At 42.2% G+C, this 18,198-nt stretch carries 14 protein-coding genes and 1 pseudogene; all 15 read left to right on the top strand.

Features of this window, described 5'->3' with window-relative positions; genetic code table 11:
• The first annotated feature begins 188 nt into the window (after positions 1 to 188).
• The 15 genes and pseudogenes from E6W40_RS27165 to E6W40_RS27095 all read left to right on the top strand — a co-directional run bounded on the left by E6W40_RS27165 (position 189) and on the right by E6W40_RS27095 (position 18,177).
• Complete coding sequence (locus E6W40_RS27165) at positions 189 to 647, top strand: hypothetical protein (RefSeq protein WP_136608706.1); 459 nt, start codon at positions 189 to 191, stop codon at positions 645 to 647.
• Positions 648 to 688: 41 nt separating this feature from the next.
• On the top strand, positions 689 to 1,204 hold the full coding sequence (locus E6W40_RS27160) for a DUF4241 domain-containing protein (RefSeq protein WP_136608705.1): 516 nt from the start codon (positions 689 to 691) through the stop codon (positions 1,202 to 1,204).
• A gap of 50 nt (positions 1,205 to 1,254) precedes the next feature.
• A pseudogene (locus tag E6W40_RS27155) lies at positions 1,255 to 1,909 on the top strand (M48 family metallopeptidase).
• 496 nt (positions 1,910 to 2,405) lie between these two features.
• Positions 2,406 to 3,251 (top strand): hypothetical protein, encoded by an 846-nt coding sequence (locus E6W40_RS27150; RefSeq protein ID WP_136608704.1) that lies wholly within the window; start codon positions 2,406 to 2,408, stop codon positions 3,249 to 3,251.
• A 225-nt stretch (positions 3,252 to 3,476) separates the two neighbouring features.
• Positions 3,477 to 3,989 (top strand): ferritin, encoded by a 513-nt coding sequence (locus E6W40_RS27145; protein ID WP_136608703.1) that lies wholly within the window; start codon positions 3,477 to 3,479, stop codon positions 3,987 to 3,989.
• Positions 3,990 to 4,305: 316 nt separating this feature from the next.
• Entirely contained in the window at positions 4,306 to 4,779 is a 474-nt protein-coding gene (locus E6W40_RS27140; RefSeq protein ID WP_136608702.1) for a GNAT family N-acetyltransferase, read from the top strand.
• A gap of 66 nt (positions 4,780 to 4,845) precedes the next feature.
• Positions 4,846 to 5,136, top strand: coding sequence for a hypothetical protein (locus E6W40_RS27135; protein WP_136608701.1), 291 nt, complete (start codon positions 4,846 to 4,848; stop codon positions 5,134 to 5,136).
• Between the two features lie 395 nt (positions 5,137 to 5,531).
• Entirely contained in the window at positions 5,532 to 6,794 is a 1,263-nt protein-coding gene (gene tyrS / locus E6W40_RS27130; protein WP_136608932.1) for a tyrosine--tRNA ligase, read from the top strand.
• A gap of 147 nt (positions 6,795 to 6,941) precedes the next feature.
• Entirely contained in the window at positions 6,942 to 8,336 is a 1,395-nt protein-coding gene (locus tag E6W40_RS27125) for an MATE family efflux transporter (RefSeq protein WP_136608700.1), read from the top strand.
• Between the two features lie 794 nt (positions 8,337 to 9,130).
• Positions 9,131 to 10,405, top strand: coding sequence for a Gfo/Idh/MocA family protein (locus tag E6W40_RS27120; protein WP_136608699.1), 1,275 nt, complete (start codon positions 9,131 to 9,133; stop codon positions 10,403 to 10,405).
• A gap of 24 nt (positions 10,406 to 10,429) precedes the next feature.
• The gene (locus E6W40_RS27115) at positions 10,430 to 12,199 is read left to right on the top strand and encodes a glycoside hydrolase family 35 protein (RefSeq protein WP_136608698.1); all 1,770 of its coding nucleotides are present in this window, start codon (positions 10,430 to 10,432) and stop codon (positions 12,197 to 12,199) included.
• A 51-nt stretch (positions 12,200 to 12,250) separates the two neighbouring features.
• Positions 12,251 to 13,222 (top strand): ABC transporter permease, encoded by a 972-nt coding sequence (locus E6W40_RS27110; protein ID WP_136608697.1) that lies wholly within the window; start codon positions 12,251 to 12,253, stop codon positions 13,220 to 13,222.
• Between the two features lie 20 nt (positions 13,223 to 13,242).
• On the top strand, positions 13,243 to 14,121 hold the full coding sequence (locus E6W40_RS27105) for a carbohydrate ABC transporter permease (protein ID WP_136608696.1): 879 nt from the start codon (positions 13,243 to 13,245) through the stop codon (positions 14,119 to 14,121).
• 67 nt (positions 14,122 to 14,188) lie between these two features.
• Positions 14,189 to 15,796, top strand: coding sequence for an extracellular solute-binding protein (locus tag E6W40_RS27100; RefSeq protein WP_136608695.1), 1,608 nt, complete (start codon positions 14,189 to 14,191; stop codon positions 15,794 to 15,796).
• A gap of 173 nt (positions 15,797 to 15,969) precedes the next feature.
• A complete protein-coding gene (locus tag E6W40_RS27095; RefSeq protein WP_136608694.1) occupies positions 15,970 to 18,177 on the top strand; it encodes an S-layer homology domain-containing protein in 2,208 nt (735 codons plus the stop codon).
• The last annotated feature ends 21 nt before the right edge of the window (positions 18,178 to 18,198 follow it).

Here is an 18,198-nt window from a genome sequence, read left to right as displayed (position 1 = left end):
CCTTCCACACCTCTCTACTAAAAAGTGTAGATAAAATACCATTAGCTATACACTGTCTTTGAAATATCATAAATAATATATATGGATATTATTTTGTTGTATAATGGTACATATAAGTATTTCCACGATTCGCAAAATCATAACTACATAAAATAAATCGTGCAATAACCTAATGGGAGCTGAAGCATGTGAATCATTCGACCTCCATAGATGAATGCAGAGATTTTGAAAATGAGATGTTAAGGATACAGGAAAGCAGCTCCATTCAAGCGAAGATGATATTGAAGCTGCAGAATCTATCACAAATTTATATGAACTCGGCAGCCCGTTATATCCACCCTTCCTCGGCTCATGTGTGCATTCTATTAAGTGACCGTGCTATGGAATACATGCTGAAGGCATTGTATATGAAGGTGAACAACTGCATGTCCCCTCCTCATTCATTATCGCTGAATGATGTCATTCAACTAACCGTGCAAGAGTCAGTCCCTGATTTGGATACTGTGATGCTTGTTCATACGATTCATTTTCTGTCGAGCAGCAGAGATATTTCCCTTATCCAGCAAATGCCCACCTCGCAACTTAAGAGACTGCTGAACCGGGTGGATGATGTATTGATAGCCCTGTCAGCCAGGTTCATAGCATGATAAAATAATATTATCTTACGCAGACATTGGAGGCATTCTCATTGAATATTCAACTGGGCAATTTTGAAGTGAATTCCGGCCAACTGGTTGTATCCGACCCTTGTTACGAACTAAATACCACTTCCATCATTATGGGAGTATTAGATAACGTGTTGAATGGCACATGGATAGGGCAAGCGGAGAAGGTTGAAGTGAGGGAATGGGGCGAAGCTTGCTCCAAACTAACGGCTTACCACTATTCAGTTGCTGAACAAGAGTCCTATTTGGAATGGGTGAAGTGTCCATTTATTGTTGGAGTGGATAGCGGACAAGCAGGGATTTTTGACATGAGTAAGTATCGGATTCCTGACGCGAATGCTCCAAAAGGAAGTACGGGTACCGATAATGAATGGTATGATTCCTGCTGCGATATTACCGAGAGCGGTGAAGAAGCGGGCGTGATGGACGGCGGCGTCGTGTCGCGTACAGGTATGGGTGACGGTACCTATGGGGTGTATATGACCACAAATGATCAGAATCAGGTTGTTGGCGTGAAGATCGTATTTATCAAGGGATAACGGAAACCAATAGTGTATTCAGAAATAATCTTATAGAAACGATGTTGATCATGAAAATTGAATTTGAACAGCAAATCATCGAATTCCATGTGGCGTATGGACCTCGAAAGAAGATGTCGATTCAAATTGATCCTACAGGTCTTGTTACTGTGAAAGCTCCTAATGGCACTTGTGATGATCGAGTGATGAGTGCTGTGAAGCAGCAGGGGAAAAGGATTTTGGAACAATTAGATGCCATTGCGAAAACTCGTGAAGCTCCGAAAACAAAGGAATATCAAGATAAAGGTAAGTTCCTTCATCTGGGGAAATATCATTTTTCTTCATGAGTTAATTGAAACGAAGGATCTGAATGAAGAGGAGCTTAAGCGCGAGCTGAAGAAGTTTTATTTCTCCAGCTGTAAAAAGATTGTTCAGGAACGAATGAAAATATATCAGAAGCAGCTCAAAGTAAAACCTAAAACTATGGATATTGTGGAGTCCAGCACCAAGTGGGGAAGCTGCAGTTCGGACAAGCGTCTAACCTTCAATTATCGTCTAGCCATGGCCCCCATGGAAGTGATTGATTATGTGATCATCCATGAACTATGTCATCTCACGCATATGAATCATGATCGTTCTTTCTGGAGACGAGTAGGAAGCGTGATGCCGGATTATAAAGAAAAGGAAGAGTTCTTGGCAAGGTATGGACAAGCAATGACATTGTAATACGGCAAACATCACCACCAGTATTCATAGTGTACGACCTAGGATTGGCCAAGCACAACTGCAAAAGTGATTGACCTGGTCTGATGTACAACGATCTGCTGCAGATCGCATCCAATCCGTTATTTTCAACCCCCATTTTTGGCGAAATTCTGCTGTGAGCAGCGATTTTCTAAATTTCGTGAAAAGCAAAAAATAGCCTCTGTTCGCACCAGTTGCGAAGAGGCCGTTTTTTGTTTTTCTTACGCTTACTTGAAATTGCGGCCCGATCGGGGTGTCGGCGGGTGCAGACATGTTCACAAAAGTTGGGGTTTTGCAACAAATACGCAAATGGGACCGTTTAGATTTACAAGTGTATCATACAAAAATTCAAGTGGTGTTTGGACAGTGAATGATACGTCCCCAACCGCAGATAGTCCCTATTCAGTTAGCAAGACTGATAATGCGAATTTCCGAGTTTACGGACCTTGATTTTTATTTTAAAGGAGGGTGAAGGCCAATGAGAAATAGAAAATGGTTACTTGCCATGGCAGCAGTAATGGTTCTAGGTGGAGCATTTTACATGAACTCGATTTCCGCGGAAAGCCCTACTGATAAAATCCAAGTCCAACTTTTAAAGCAAGGCGTAACTATTTCTGATATCAGTGCCAAAGAAGAAAATTTGAAATTAGCAACACTCTCAGCTTCTAATTCCGGAGAAGCAACAATTGAGGATATAAAAGCCATTCGAAAAATCCGTAATGAGGTAAGAAGTAGAGCCAGCGATGCAAGTCAAATCAAAAACATTGATCTTACGATCATAGGAGCTAATGGAGCAACTATCTACAATGGTGTTTCCAACGACATCACCAAGATACCAGATTTTTCTCATAAAATCGAAGGTAGCCTTGACTTAAAAACAGTTCAGTCCACTGTGTATGATGAACTGAAAAAAAACGGTGTAGCCGTGGATTCGGTGAATGTTTCAAATAACGAACTTGGTGGGAAGCTGGCCTCAATCGTGCTAACGGCAGAAATTTCCGAAGTAAATAGTTTGGTTCCCAAGATTGAGCAATGGATTACATCTCTGAATGATTCCAGAGATGCTGGAATTTCTCAATACGATCTAACGATTAACGATAAAAACAACAGTAATTTGCTCTATTTGACAACAGATTTAGTGTATCGTGATTTTTACTGGTGGCAGTCCCCTGCTCTAGGCAATGACGTAGTATGGACAAAATCCGGTCCAGAGAGCGAAGAGTCTGCAGCCAGTGAAGATAAGGTTCCAGCAACATTCGAAGAAGGAATTATAGCAGGCCCTTCAGGAACAAGTAGTTATGAGGGACCACAGTTTAAAAAATAAGGAATATACTATGTACTTTTAGAACGGGGCCACCGAAAAGGCCCTGTTTTTTTAGTTCCCATTCCCACGGTCAGTTCCGTCATTCATACTAACCCTTTACATCCCCGTTTATTTCCAACATACTACAAGAAGTATAGAAGGAAGCCGTATTGTGCAGGATAACAACGATTATCGTCGAATCGCGGCTTGCCTTCCATCAAGACCAGTGATAAAGGAGAATGACCGATGTTAAGTGAGAAGCTGCTCGCGAAGTTGAACGATCAAATGAATTATGAATTTTATTCTTCTCAGGTATATCTGGCGATGGCGGCGTATTGCTCGTCGGAGAGTTTTGATGGCTTTGCGAATTTTTTCATCATGCAATCGGAAGAAGAAAAATATCATGGGATGAGAATTTTCCATTTCATAAATGCATTGGGGAAACGCGCCATTGTTACGGGCATGGAAAATCCTCAGAATGAATACAGCTCCTTGCTGGATGCCTTTGAACATTCCTTCGAGCATGAGAAAACAGTGACCAAACGAATTTATGAATTGTCCGATATTGCCTGGGATGAGCGGGAACACGCGACGATTAATTTCCTCAAGTGGTTCATTGATGAGCAGGTAGAAGAGGAAGCAACCTTCGATAGCATTATCCAGAAACTGCGCCGCATCGACAATGACAGCAACGCATTCTACATGCTCGATTCCGAGCTGGGGAAGCGTACGTTCACGCCACCCGCAAGCGAAGCTTAAAGGCATATCATGAAGAAGCTGTTTTCCTAGGGAAAGCAGCTTCTTTTTCATGTTCTGTTGCATGAAGGAAAAAACTTGGTTGAAAGTCCCGATGCATGCAGACAGTCGTTAGCAGAGCCGATAAAAAAGTAGGGGGATCTTTGCGTATTCCAAAAACAATAATTAAAATTCGATTACTATCCATCGTATATATGATAAAATAACGAAGGATAATAAATGATACACAATCAAATGGAAAAGTAGGGAGCAGACAGACACCCTGCTTCTTTTCTTTGGAGACGATATGTCGTGACATATCTTATGAAGGAGATCAGAAATGCCAACGATTATTGCGAAGCCGTTTGATCAGGAAATGCAGAGATTGTTAAATGAAACATCAGCGTATCATGCGGGAGAATTGAGTGCGAAGGAACCGTCTGAATTACCGGAGGAAATTTATATCATTGACGCCGAGGATACGATGGTCGGGTATGGCGTCGTATGGGAATATGATAACGGGAAGCAATTAATTCAGAAGGCAGAACAAGATTATTTTAGCGCCGATGAACGATATCTGGAGAAGGATTTCTATACAGATATCAAAAACAAAAAGGATTTTGTTTTTATCGAAGCGTTGGATGTTCTAAAAGAGTTTGAAAGCAAGGGGTATGCCGCTTCACTCGTGAACTGGCTCAAGGCGAAATATCCAGGGAAAAGAATGTACGTCTACACCTTGGATAAATCACGAAATTTTTGGTTTAAGCAAAATTTTGAGGTTTTGGGAAATACACCGTGGATGACCTATAATTGAATAAAGAATAGGAATCACCAAATATAAAATTAATCTAGGAGTGATCATCTGAGAAAGCAAAAGCCCATGTCATTTGACGATCTGTTGAAAGAATTACAAGGACAAAAGTCGGTAGAAGAAGATCCGAATGTTGTTTCACTGGACGTACTGTTCAATAAATCGTTTATGTCTCAACATTCAAGCTGTAAGAGTTTTGAGGAGTTTTTGGAGAAAGGCAACTTTCAAGTAAGCACGCGGGAAGATATCGATAACCTTCCTGAAGAGCTTTTTGACCGGCATGTTGCAAGGGAGACGGATTTTCCGGATTGGGCATCCATGCTGGACGCAGCGACTTCCGCACATACCGGCAGAGCATAGACCATATCATTCTTGTGATGAATTGACAACGGTCTTTCCATTCTCTATACTGACTGTAATCGAATATACGGTATACGTTGAAGGAATCAGTAGCAGGCTGTCACTGTTATTCAGAAAGCTGGGGGTTGATGTGACTCGGCACAAACAGACTTGCGAATTACACTCTGGAGTATCTTAGGTAACACTAAGCGGACTAGCCAACGATAGGATGGCTAAAGAGTGGTATGAATAGTCTTTGCAGCACTATTTATGCAATTTGGGTGGTAACACGGTTAATGAATCGTCCCTATGTCTATCGTAGACGTAGGGACGATTTTTTTGCGTAAACAGCTTTGATACGTATAAAAGGATGATTCAACACTTATTTATAAAGGGGCTGGAAGATCATGAGTAACATGAATATTATTGATGAACTGGAATGGCGCGATGCGATTAACCAACAGACCGATGCTGAAGGTTTGCGCGAATTAGTGAGCGAGAAGAAGATTGCACTGTATTGCGGTGTCGATCCAACCGGAGATAGCATGCATATCGGACATTTGATTCCATTCATGGTGATGAAACGATTTCAATCCTTTGGGCATCTCCCTGTGATCTTAATTGGCGGAGCGACTGGAACCATTGGTGATCCGAGTGGACGTCAATCCGAGCGTCAATTACAGACGTTAGAGCAAGTACAAGACAATGTGGATGCACTGACAGCACAGATGAAGAAGCTATTTGATACGGATCATGATGCTCAGCTGAAAATGGTAAATAACTATGACTGGACGCATACGGTCAATGTGATCGACTTCTTGCGCGACTACGGGAAGAACTTCAGCATCAATGCGATGCTGGCCAAAGATATCGTATCCAGCCGCCTGGACAGCGGAATTTCATTTACTGAATTCTCATACCAAATTCTTCAGGCGATGGACTTCCATCATCTGTACTCAGAAGAAGGGGTTCAATTACAGATTGGCGGATCGGATCAATGGGGTAACATCACAAGTGGTCTGGACCTGATTCGTAAAAAAGAAGGTTCAGAAGCGAAGGCATTCGGATTGACCATCCCATTGATGTTGAAAGCAGACGGCACGAAATTTGGTAAAACGGCGGGCGGAGCGATCTGGCTGGATCCGGATAAAACATCACCCTATGAATTTTACCAGTTCTGGTTAAATACAGATGACCGTGATGTCATTAAATACCTGAAGTACTTCACCTTCTTATCTAAGGAAGAGATTCGTGAACTTGAGAATAAGGTGACGACAGAACCGGGTAAACGTGAAGCGCAGCATGTACTCGCCGAAGAGATGACCAAATTCGTTCATAATGAAGAAGCGCTGACACAGGCCGTTAAAATCTCAAAAGCCTTATTTAGTGGAGACGTTAAATCACTGACTGCCGATGAAATTGAGCAGGGATTCAAAGAAATGCCTACATTCGAAGCAGCCAAGGAAGCCAAAAATATTGTGGACTGGTTAGTGGATCTGGGGATCGAACCCTCCAAGCGTCAGGCAAGAGAAGATATTACCAATGGTGCGATTAGCATGAATGGTGAACGCGTAGAGGATGTGAACACGGAAGTAACCGTGGACAAATCCTTTGATGGCCGGTATATCATTATTCGTAAAGGTAAGAAGAAATACAGTCTGATAAGACTGGTGGATTAGGTTTGCAGCGATTCACAACATATGTACAACTAAAATCGAGGATTCCTTATAGGGGCCTCGGTTTTTTTTGTGTCCATCACATCCCATCCGCCGAAACCATGCTATAATAGTCTACGCATTCAACTACACTGAAAAAGAGATGATCCCTTGGGTACCCCAGCTCCATATTATAAACAGAAAACGAACGGTTTCCTGAATAAGTACTTCACTGGAAGTAAGCTTGATTATAAGCAAATTATCGCGATCATTATTCCGATATTTGTGGATCAAGCTTTTATTATTTTAATGAGTTTGATGAACACGGCGATGATTGCCTCCTCGGGCGTGGCAGCCGTTAGTGCGGTCAGCATGGTGGATTCGCTGAATATTTTCCTGATCAACGTCTTTATCGCTGTAGCGACAGGGGGAACGGTCATTGTAGCGCAGTACAAGGGCAGCGGGAACCAGGAGATGGTATCCAAGGCTGCGGCGCAGGCCATTACCGCGGTTGCGATTTTGTCCGTGCTTTTATGCGTCACGGTAATTACCTTTCACACACCTGTGCTCAATCTGCTGTTCGGGAAGGCGGATGCAGATGTGTTCCAGAATGCGAGGATTTTCCTGATCGGCAGCTGTATTTCGTATCCGTTTATTGCGGTCTTTCAGGCGGTCACGGGGGCGCTCAGAGGGGTAGCAGAAACCAAGGCTTGTCTTGGACTTTCGCTCATCATGAATTTGACCTATCTTGGTCTTAACATCCTGTTTATTACCGTACTGGATATGGGCATCGTAGGCCTCGTGATCTCCATGATTACTGCCCGGGTTCTCGGGATGGCGGTCTCGCTGTATTACATGATTAAAATGAACCATACGCTAAAGTACCGTATCAAGAATGCGTTGAAAATAGATTTTTCGATTCTCAAAAAGATTATGGTCATTGGCGTTCCTTTTGCGGCGGAGCAAATGTTCTTTAACGGCGGCAAGCTGCTGACGCAAACCTTCATCGTGCAGCTGGGTACGCTCGCAATTACGGTGAATGCCATTAGCGGCTCAATTTCGCTGCTGTTCCAGATCGGAGGGAGTGCGCTAAGTATCGCCGTCGTAACGGTAGTAGGCCAGTGTATAGGAAATGGAAGCATACAGGATGCCAGGAAGTTTATCAAATCCTTTATCGGGTTGTCTACGGCCTTCTTTATCGTGATCGCAGCTGTGATTTTGCCATTATTTCCGTATATTATTAAGCTGTTTTCTCCACCGGCCGAGATCGTGCCGGACATCTTTAAGCTAACGCTCCTGATCGCGATTACGCAGCCGATTTTCTGGTCCGTCAGCTTTATCATGCCTTCGGCACTGCGTGCGGCAGGGGACTCCAACTTTACGTCGGTTACGTCCTTACTGTCGATGTGGGTGCTGCGCGTGATTTTGGGATATTTTCTGGCAATTACGTTTCACTTTGGCATCATGGGCGTCTGGATCGCGATGGTATCCGAATGGGGCGTAAGAGGGGCCATTTTCTGGTGGCGGTTCAGGGGCGACAAGTGGTATAGACGCAAGCTGATTTAAGTCATAAATGATCCGCGTATGTATTCGAATCAATCATAACTCGTATAAAGGCGTCTCTCTGGATTCATACCGGAGAGGCGCCTTTTTTTTAGATTATTTAGGTCAGCTAGCAGCCTAGTAATGGCCACAAAATCCCTGAATGGTGTTTGGAACCAAAATATCCAAATATCTAAATAGAGACAGGCGAAATTGGGTGTATTACTCAATTAATGACATATAATGCAACATGAGACGTTATATATTTCGCGTGAAACCCACAAAATATGACTTTTTATGTCAACTTTTTCTCCGGAATAACACTCTCTATACGACATTTTTCCCTATATCAATCCAAATAATGTTTGACAATCCAAATGGGGCTATATTATGATGTAAAAAATACGATTTGCTTGGATATAAAATCCAAAAAGTTGGCTAGGGGTTTTGTAGCGAACCTTTATTTATGAATAGAATGATAGCGATTTCACTCTTGGGAAATTAAGTTTTACCTCCGTTATTTACTTCATGATCAAGTTCATTTAACTATAGAACACTCCAATATGAGTTCCAATTGATATCCAAATTTTAATGTATATATAATTCTTTGTTTTATATCCAGAATAAGGATGCTTGTTATTATTCCTTACATATCTATAATGATCCGAGTTTCATAGATTTTTACTGCATTTAGTTTTAATGCTTTAAAGTATTGAAATAAAAAATGATCAAAAACGCATGTTTCATCCATTGTTATCGCCGGCAAGAAATTGCCTTTTCACATAAAAGAATGACAGATGGAAGTGGAGGAAGTTCACATGAAAAAAATTACTGCCGTATTAATTGGAGCAGGAGACCGAGGAGCGCGTGGATATGCTCCGTATGCGCTTAAAAATCCGCATGAACTCGAAATTGTTGCCGTAGCAGATCCAAATGCAGAGCGTCGGGATAAGGTAATGACGCAGCATCATATTTCGCAGGAAAATGGTTTCGACACATGGGAAGAGCTTCTAAATGGTCCCAAAAGAGCTGATGTTGCCATTATTTGTACATTAGACCGGATGCATTATAAGCCAACTCTTTCAGCATTACATGCAGGCTACCATGTTCTTTTGGAAAAGCCGATGTCGCCGGACCCGCTTGAATGCATCGAAATGGAAAGAGCAGCGCGGGAACACAATAGGATGCTAACGATTTGCCACGTATTACGGTACACCGATTTTTGGTCCAACGTTAAAAAGGTCATTCAACAGGGACAAATCGGGGAAGTCGTTTCGGTTCAATTGAATGAAAATGTCGAAGTCATGCATATGTCTCACAGTTTTGTCCGTGGGAATTGGAATAATAAAGAAAAATCAAGTCCAATGATTTTGCAGAAGTCATGTCATGATATGGATATTCTTTCATGGATTATCGATAAGCCTTGTTTGCGGGTGAGTTCTTACGGTTCCCTCATGCATTTTAAGGAGAGCAATGCTCCCGAAGGCGCACCTGAACGCTGCCTTGATGGATGCCCGGCAGAGAATGATTGTCCATTCCATGCTGGCAGATATTATTTGGGTGAAGGAAAAGGCTGGGCCAAAAAAATCACGGAAGACTATACCGAAGAAGGAATTATATCCGCTCTGCATACGACTGAGTATGGAAAGTGCGTCTATAAATCCGATAACAATGTGGTCGATCATCAAGTGGTGAATATGGAGTTTGAGGGCGGGATTACCGCTACGTTCAGCATGTGTGGTTTCACAAGAGAACAGACAAGAATAGTCCAAATCATGGGCACCAAGGGAGAAATTCGCGGGAATATGGATGACAACAGCCTGTCTATCTATGACTTCCTGACGAAACATGAAACGATTATTCGTTTGGATACACCTGTGGGTGGACATGGCGGCGGAGACACGAAAATCGTGAAATCATTTCTCGATGAAGTCAGAAATTACGAGGATCGCGGTACCAGTTTATCTTCCGCAACCGTATCCTTACGCAGTCATTTAATGGCCTTTGCTGCTGAAGAATCCCGTCTGCATAAGGGTAAATCGATCGAGCTGGAAGATTATTATCAAGAAATCGCATCTTCTAAGATGGTTTGAAATCATAAACGGGGGGATTTAGCCATGAGTTTTGATTTTTCAGTTAAAGGAAACCAATTCATTTTCAATGGGGAGCCCATTCAACTCATATCCGGTGCCATGCATTACTTCCGGGTGGTTCCCGAATATTGGGAAGACAGGCTATTGAAACTGAAAGAATGCGGATTTAATACGGTTGAAACGTATGTTCCATGGAATTTGCATGAGCCCGCTGAAGGAAACTTCTGTTTTGAAGGGATCGCTGATCTGGAACGATTTATCACTCTCGCCCAAAAGGTTGGCTTATTGGTCATCATTCGCCCAAGCCCGTATATTTGCGCAGAATGGGAATTTGGTGGTTTGCCATCATGGCTGTTACAAGACAAGGGAATGAGATTACGCTGTTTTGACCCTCATTTTCTAGAAAAAGTAGATGCCTATTACGATACATTAATGCCTTTATTGATTCCGCATCTGTGTACAAATGATGGACCCATCATCGCGATGCAAATCGAAAATGAATATGGAAGCTATGGAAATGATCAAAAGTATTTGCAGTATATCAAGAAAGCTATGGAGAGCAGAGGTGTCGATTGTTTACTGTTCACTTCCGATGGCCCCACGGACGCTATGCTGCAAGGCGGGATGACCGAAGGCGTCTTGGCAACGGTTAACTTTGGATCAGGCGTGAACGAGTATTTCGATAAGCTGGAGGAATACCAGCCGGATCAACCGATCATGTGCATGGAATTTTGGAATGGCTGGTTTGATCACTGGGGCGAAGAACATCATACCAGAGATGCAGAAGATGTAGCCAATACATTGGATCAGATGCTGCAAAGAAATGCATCCGTCAATTTTTATATGTTCCAGGGCGGAACCAACTTTGGTTTTTATAACGGGGCCAATCATGGCGGCCAATATGAACCCACAATTACAAGCTATGACTACGATGTTTTGCTGAGTGAGCATGGAGTACCGACAGACAAGTTTTTTGCGGTGAGAAAGGTCATTGAAAAATACATGACGCTAAAACCGTTAGCTTTGCCGGATCCGATTCCCGTGAAGGCGTTTGGAGAAGTTCAATTCACGGAATGCGCTGCTCTTCTGGATTCATTACAAGCCCTGTCATCTCCGCTGGAAAGAACTTGTCCGGAGACAATGGAAGAACTGGGGCAGGATTACGGATTTATTTATTACGAAACAACGATCAGCGGGCCCAGAAAAAATAACAAGCTTGTTTTGCAGGATGTACATGACCGCGCATTAATTTTTTTGGATGACAAATATATTGGAACCGTCGAAAGATGGAATCCGCAAGATTTGTTTTTCGATATCCCGCAGAATGGCTGTCGTCTAGGGATTCTGGTCGAGAATATGGGGAGGGTCAATTACGGCCCGCTTATAAAAGATTATAAGGGGATCACAGAGGGCGTACGATTAAATGGACAGTTTCTGTTTCATTGGACGATCTATCCGCTTCCTTTACATGATTTATCCACATTGGCTTTTAAGAAAATGACAGAAGCGAGTACAATGCCTGCCTTTTATAAAGGGGTATTTCATATCGATCAACCTGCAGATACGTTCTTGCAATTTAGCGGGTGGAAGAAAGGCGTAGCTTATATCAACGGGGCTAACATCGGAAGGTATTGGGAGATAGGACCGCAAGAAACGCTGTATATACCAGCTCCTTTCCTTAAAGCCGGCGAGAATGAAATCATCATGTTTGAGCTTCATGGAACCAGCCAAACGAGTGTTACTTTAGGTGAAGCTCCCATGTTAGCTAAAAAACAGCTGCCAGCCGCTGATTAATAAATCATGTGAATAACGATCTCTTTGATCTAAAAGGATGTGACAGAGAAGATGAATGTGGTACCAACGTCAGACTCAGGAACACCAGTTATAGATAACCCCAAGGTTTCGACAAAAAAGAACAAGAAATGGAATCGGCTGTGGAAAGAGCGTTATCTCTTCTTGCTGTTATTACCAGGGCTTGCCTATTTCATTATTTATCGTTATATCCCGATGGCTGGTAATATTATCGCCTTTCAGGATTACAGCCCCTTCCAAGGCTTTTTTCACAGTGACTGGGTAGGACTGAAACACTTTAAGACGATATTCGAGGACCAAGAAGTCATCCGTGTGTTGTGGAACACATTATATCTATCTTTTCTTCAAATCGTATTTGCCTTTCCCGTTTCGATTATTCTGGCTCTGATGCTCAATGAAGTCAGAAATAGTGTGTACAAAAGATTGATACAATCGATCGTTTATCTGCCTCACTTTTTATCATGGGTTATTATCATTGGCATCGCGACGGTTCTTTTGAAATCCAACGGGATCGTGAACAGCGTTCTGGTAAGTCTTTTTCATATGGAGCCGATTGCTTTCTTGCAAGATCCACATTGGTTTATGCCTTTGGTTGTGCTGGAAGTTATCTGGAAGGAATCCGGATGGGGGACGATTATCTTTCTTGCCGCTCTTTCGGGAATCAATCCAAGCCTTTACGAAGCAGCAGCGGTCGACGGTGCGAGCCGCTGGAGACAAATGTGGCATATCACACTGCCTGCTTTAAAAGGTACAATTTTTATCTTGTTAATCTTAAGATTGGGAAGCGTCCTGGATGTTGGATTCGAACAAATCTATCTGATGCTGACACCGTTTACGATGGAAGTTGGTAACGTGCTTGATACATTTGTTTACTTTAAGGGTATTCAGGATTCTGACTTTAGCTTTGCAACGGCTGTGGGGTTATTCAAGTCTGTTGTAGGTTTGATCCTGATTGTGGGTGCGAACCGATTGTCGAAGAAATTTGGCAGTGATGGCGTCTACTAAAAAAGAAAGGGGGGGGACCAATGCTCCAAAACAATACAATGAGAGATAAAATGTACAGCTATGTGAACATCATTCTATTAGCTCTCATTGCTCTTGCGATGCTCATTCCATTCTATTATATGTTCGTTGTTTCGTTCGCCACGTATGAGGAATTTGTGAATACGAAGCTGCTTCTTTGGCCTAAAACCTGGGTGCTTGATGCTTACCAATATATTCTGGGCTCCAAAGCATTTATTCGCTCTCTCGGAGTGACCATTTATGTAACCGTGGTAGGTACGGCTGTCAGCCTCCTGCTAACGGCAGCGATGGCTTATGCGATGTCCAGAAATATTTTGGGACAAAAGTTATTCATGTTCATGGTACTGTTCACATTTGTGTTCAGTGCAGGTATGATTCCGTCTTACATGATCGTTCAGTCTACAGGTTTAATGGACACGCTGTGGGCGATCATTATTCCGGGGGCCATAAGCTCTTTTAACTTAATTGTCATGAGAGAATTTTTCCGGAGTGTGCCTTATGACTTAACGGAAGCAGCCATTATCGATGGTGCCAACGATATCAAAATCTTTACGCGGATTATCCTCCCTTTATCTAAACCCGCATTAGCCGCTTTCGGCCTGTTTTATGCGGTGGGTTTATGGAATTCATATTTTACATCTCTTCTGTATCTAAGCAATCCGGCCAAATGGACCGTGCAGGTCATTCTTAGACAGATGGTCATATTAAATCAGGGAAATTTAATGGACCCTGGGTCACAAGCCGGGGTCGTGAATCCTCCACCTGCGGAAACGATCGGGATGGCTGCCATCTTAGTGGCTACAATACCTATTTTGATCGTCTATCCGTTTCTGCAAAAGCATTTCGCTAAAGGGGTGATGCTCGGTTCCGTAAAAGAATAAGGTTGCTCTATGTACCTCATATTTCAGGATTGAAAGATTTGGAAAAATATAAAGGGGGAAATGGGAAATGAAAAAGTATGTATCACTTTTTTTAGCGGCTGTTCTTTGCGTCGGAGTACTCAGTGCATGTTCATCCAAGGAGGATAAAGCTTCATCTAACGGGGATAAGGCTTCATCTACGGATAGCGGCAAAAAAACTGAAATCACCTGGTTTGACGGAACTTGGTCAACTCCGGTACCTGAACCCGGTAATGAAGGTGTTCAAAAAATTAATGAGAAATTCAACATATCGTTTAAACCGCAATTCATTCCATTTGATTTATATGATGATAAGCTCACGGTAAAAATGGCCTCAGGGGATATTCCTGATGTGATCGGTACTGAAGGTGCTGATGCGAATTACGTCAAGTGGGCCAAGCAAGGTGCCTTTTTGCCTCTGAATGATTATGTCCAACAGTATGACACGTTTAAAGCCATTCCCCAATCCGTATGGGATGCGGTAAGCGTGGACGGAAAAATCTACGGGATCCCTCTGTACTTCCCTTCCAGCGGAGGCAAGAAACCGATTATCCGGAAGGATTGGTTAGACAAGCTCGGATTGAAAATGCCGACAAATTACGAAGAATTAAAGGAAGTGGCTACCGCTTTCGCCACCAAAGATCCGGATGGCAATGGAAAAAACGATACCGTTGGGCTAGGTTTAGCGAAAGGTATTGTTTATGACCCGGCATTTGGAGCGTTTTGGAGCAGCAGTACCTGGTATCATAAAAATGATGATGGTATGTTGATTCCAGGACAAATTGGTAAAGGAAGCAAAGAAAAAATCACGGTGCTCAATGAATTATATCAAGCAGGCGCTATTGATAAGGACTGGCCTACCCAACCTTATAATGAAGTATTTAAAGCCTTCAACGCGGGTAAAGTCGGAATTTGGTATGAGCAAGTAGGCATAAACAAAGGAGCTCAGTCAGGAAACCTCGATATCCCGACTTTGACCAAAAATGCTCCAGGTGCTGAAGTTGCGGCTATTCCTGCATTCGATGCTCCGGATGGTTCCAAGGGATATGTGGGAGGTTCCGGGTATTACCGAATCTGGATGCTCAGTTCTGCTCTGAAGAATGACGATGACAAAGTGAAGAAGATATTAGAGATGATGGATTATATGGAGAAATATGTTCCGGCGCAAGAACAAAACTCGAGCAATGAGTATTTTGACTGGACGAATGGCGGCGAAGGCAAGGGCTATAAAGTGACAGATGGTGCAGCAGAACCTACAGAAGAATTTAGCAAATATGCTCCTCTTGCCAATTTCAACGAGAAATTAGGAGGCTGGATTGAAGGGGATAAATCGATGAAGGATTATGAAATCCAATCCAAAACCCCTGAATCCAAGGCATTCAATAAGAATATGGTTGATATGCTGCAAAAATCAGACTTCTACATTAGTCCAGTAGGCCGTATCCATTCCACGGTTTATGATAGTAAAATCACGGCGCTAAATGAATTCGCTACGAACGAACTAACCAAAATGATTGTTGGACAGAGACCTATTTCAGATTGGGATAAATTCGTAGACGAATATATGGCTAAAGGCGGCAAACAGGTCGTTGAAGATGTGAACAACCTGATTAACGAAGCGAAAATCCAAGGCGAATGGAAAAAAGCTGAACAATAAATCATGAGTTCCGATTGAACAAGAAAAAGATCTGCTTATGCGTTTACCGATCCGGGGCGCGAGGCAGATCTTTTTCGTGCATTGTTCAGAATCGGTTCAGAAGAACACCTTATAATAAATTGACACATTTTGTCGATTAATGTGGTGTCAATTTTTATAGGGGGAAAGAATAAATGGGTAAGAAACATGAATTCAAAAAGAAATCGATCACAATTATTTCAACTGCTCTCCTCTTCGGCGCGATGGGACCGCAAGCATTCGCTGCCAGTACGTTCAATGACATCTCCAATTCTTATGCCAAGGATGCTATACTTCAGCTGGCGGAAAAAGGAATAGTTAATGGTGTATCATCTGGTCAGTTTGATCCAAGAGGAGTAATTCTACGTCAGGATTTTGCCATTATTCTTGCTAAGGCATTAAACTTAGACGTGAGTAAACCTCCTTCAATTCCAACTTTTTCAGATGTCCCAGCGGGTAACTATGCATATAAATACGTGGAAGCTGCTGCACGTGCCGGTCTTATTAATGGACGTGGGGGTGGCTTCTTTGGCGAGGGAACGACATTATCACGTCAAGATATGGCTGTTATTTTTGTAAGGGCACTGGGAGTAGATTCCACAGGCTATGCAGCTAAGCTCACTTTTTCGGATAATGATGCTATTTCCGAATATGCAAAGGATGCAGTAGGCTATGCAGTTACGGCTAGGTTAATTCAAGGGATAGGCGATAATACTTTTAACCCTAAAGGAGTGGCTAATCGCCAGGATGTAGCATCGGTTGCATCAAAATTCTTAATGGTTCAAGTTGAATTAGCAAAATCAGAGCCAAGCCCTGAACCAACCCCTAACCCGACACCTACACCAATCCCTGTACCTACACCAAGCCCTGTGTCAACGACAAGCCCTGTATCAACACCAAATCCAGAACCTGTTCCGGTAAAAAACCATGCTCCGGTTGCTAGTGTGATTGAAGCAAAATCTATTAAAATTGAGCAACATGTAAATGTACTTAATGTATCCAGAGTTTTTACAGATAGAGATGGAGACTCGTTAACATTTTCAGCAAGCTCTTCAAATTCGAATGTTGCTACTGTTTCATTAGACGGAAATGATTTGTACGTGTCAGGAATAAGTGTGGGCTCGTGTACAATTACATTAACCGCTAACGATGGAAGAGGCGGGGTAACAACTACAACGTTTGATTTAAATGTAACTTTATCTTCACAACAATTAGCGATAAATAAAATTGACAGTATAATCAAAAACGCAGATGCAAGTGGAATAACTTTAAACGATATTAACTCTGCGTTATCAGGGAAATTAGTCTCGATCCTTGAGGAGAATTTAGATGTCTATAGAGTTGCAATAAGCAATGCAGAGGATTTGGAATTGAATTCTTCTGATAAAATAGCTGCTATGGTTACTGATGTAAATGCTACTCTGGACAAAGAAATAACAACAGGAATAACTGTTGGCGGAGCTATTCTTAAATATCATTTACTAATCGATCCTATGGAGTTTAATGTAGCAAGTGCAAGTAAAGTTATTTCGTTTGCTACAACGATGGATGACCCTTTCACAAATTCTAATATTTATTCAATAATGAAGAAAACTGCGGGTTATGACTCGAAGTACTTCTTCAATATTCCTACATCCAAGCCTCTGAATCTGAAATCAGAGAAAGGAGATCATCAAGTTCTATTTATATATGTTGATCAGGATAAGAAAAGTGTAGGTTATTCGGTGCATAATAATATTACGGTTACAGATAACAATCATATTCCTGTGATTAATAATACCTGGGCTGCCCCCAGCTTTTCGGTAGGTACTGACAAACCTATGGACTTAACAGGACTATTTACGGATGAAGATGAGAACGATACATTAACCTATTCAATTGAAGCATTAGATCCAGATGTAGCAGATGTAACTTCTGGAGAAGCAACTACACAACCTACAATTCATCCGGTGGCTGCTGGAAATGCACAATTTAAAATTACGGTCAGTGATGGGCATGGCGGTACAAATGAAACAACTATCTCTGTGACAATCAATCAACCCGACGGCACCGAAGAAGAGGATAATGGCACGTTAGAAATAAAAGACCTAGGTCTTTCCGATTTTTTGGAGGATTCAATAATGCTACAATATACTTCAGTTCAAGGAGCTACATCAGAAGTGATTGAACAGTCACTAGATGGAATCGATTGGGTTGAAGCATCTTCACTGAACGGAGCAATATCTACTGGAAAGGTTTCTTTTATCGATGTACAAGATTTATTACCAGGCCAACATTATTATTTTAGAATGAAAGTATCCAATGATATTACAACTAGTTATTCAAATGTCTATGAATATACTGTCCCTTTATTAATACCGTAACTTGGAAATGTAAAAACCTTA

Origin of the sequence: Paenibacillus dokdonensis (genome assembly GCF_004916975.1) — a bacterium.
GTDB classification, from domain to species: domain Bacteria; phylum Bacillota; class Bacilli; order Paenibacillales; family Paenibacillaceae; genus Paenibacillus_AQ; species Paenibacillus_AQ dokdonensis.
This window is presented reverse-complemented; position numbering and strand designations above follow the sequence as displayed.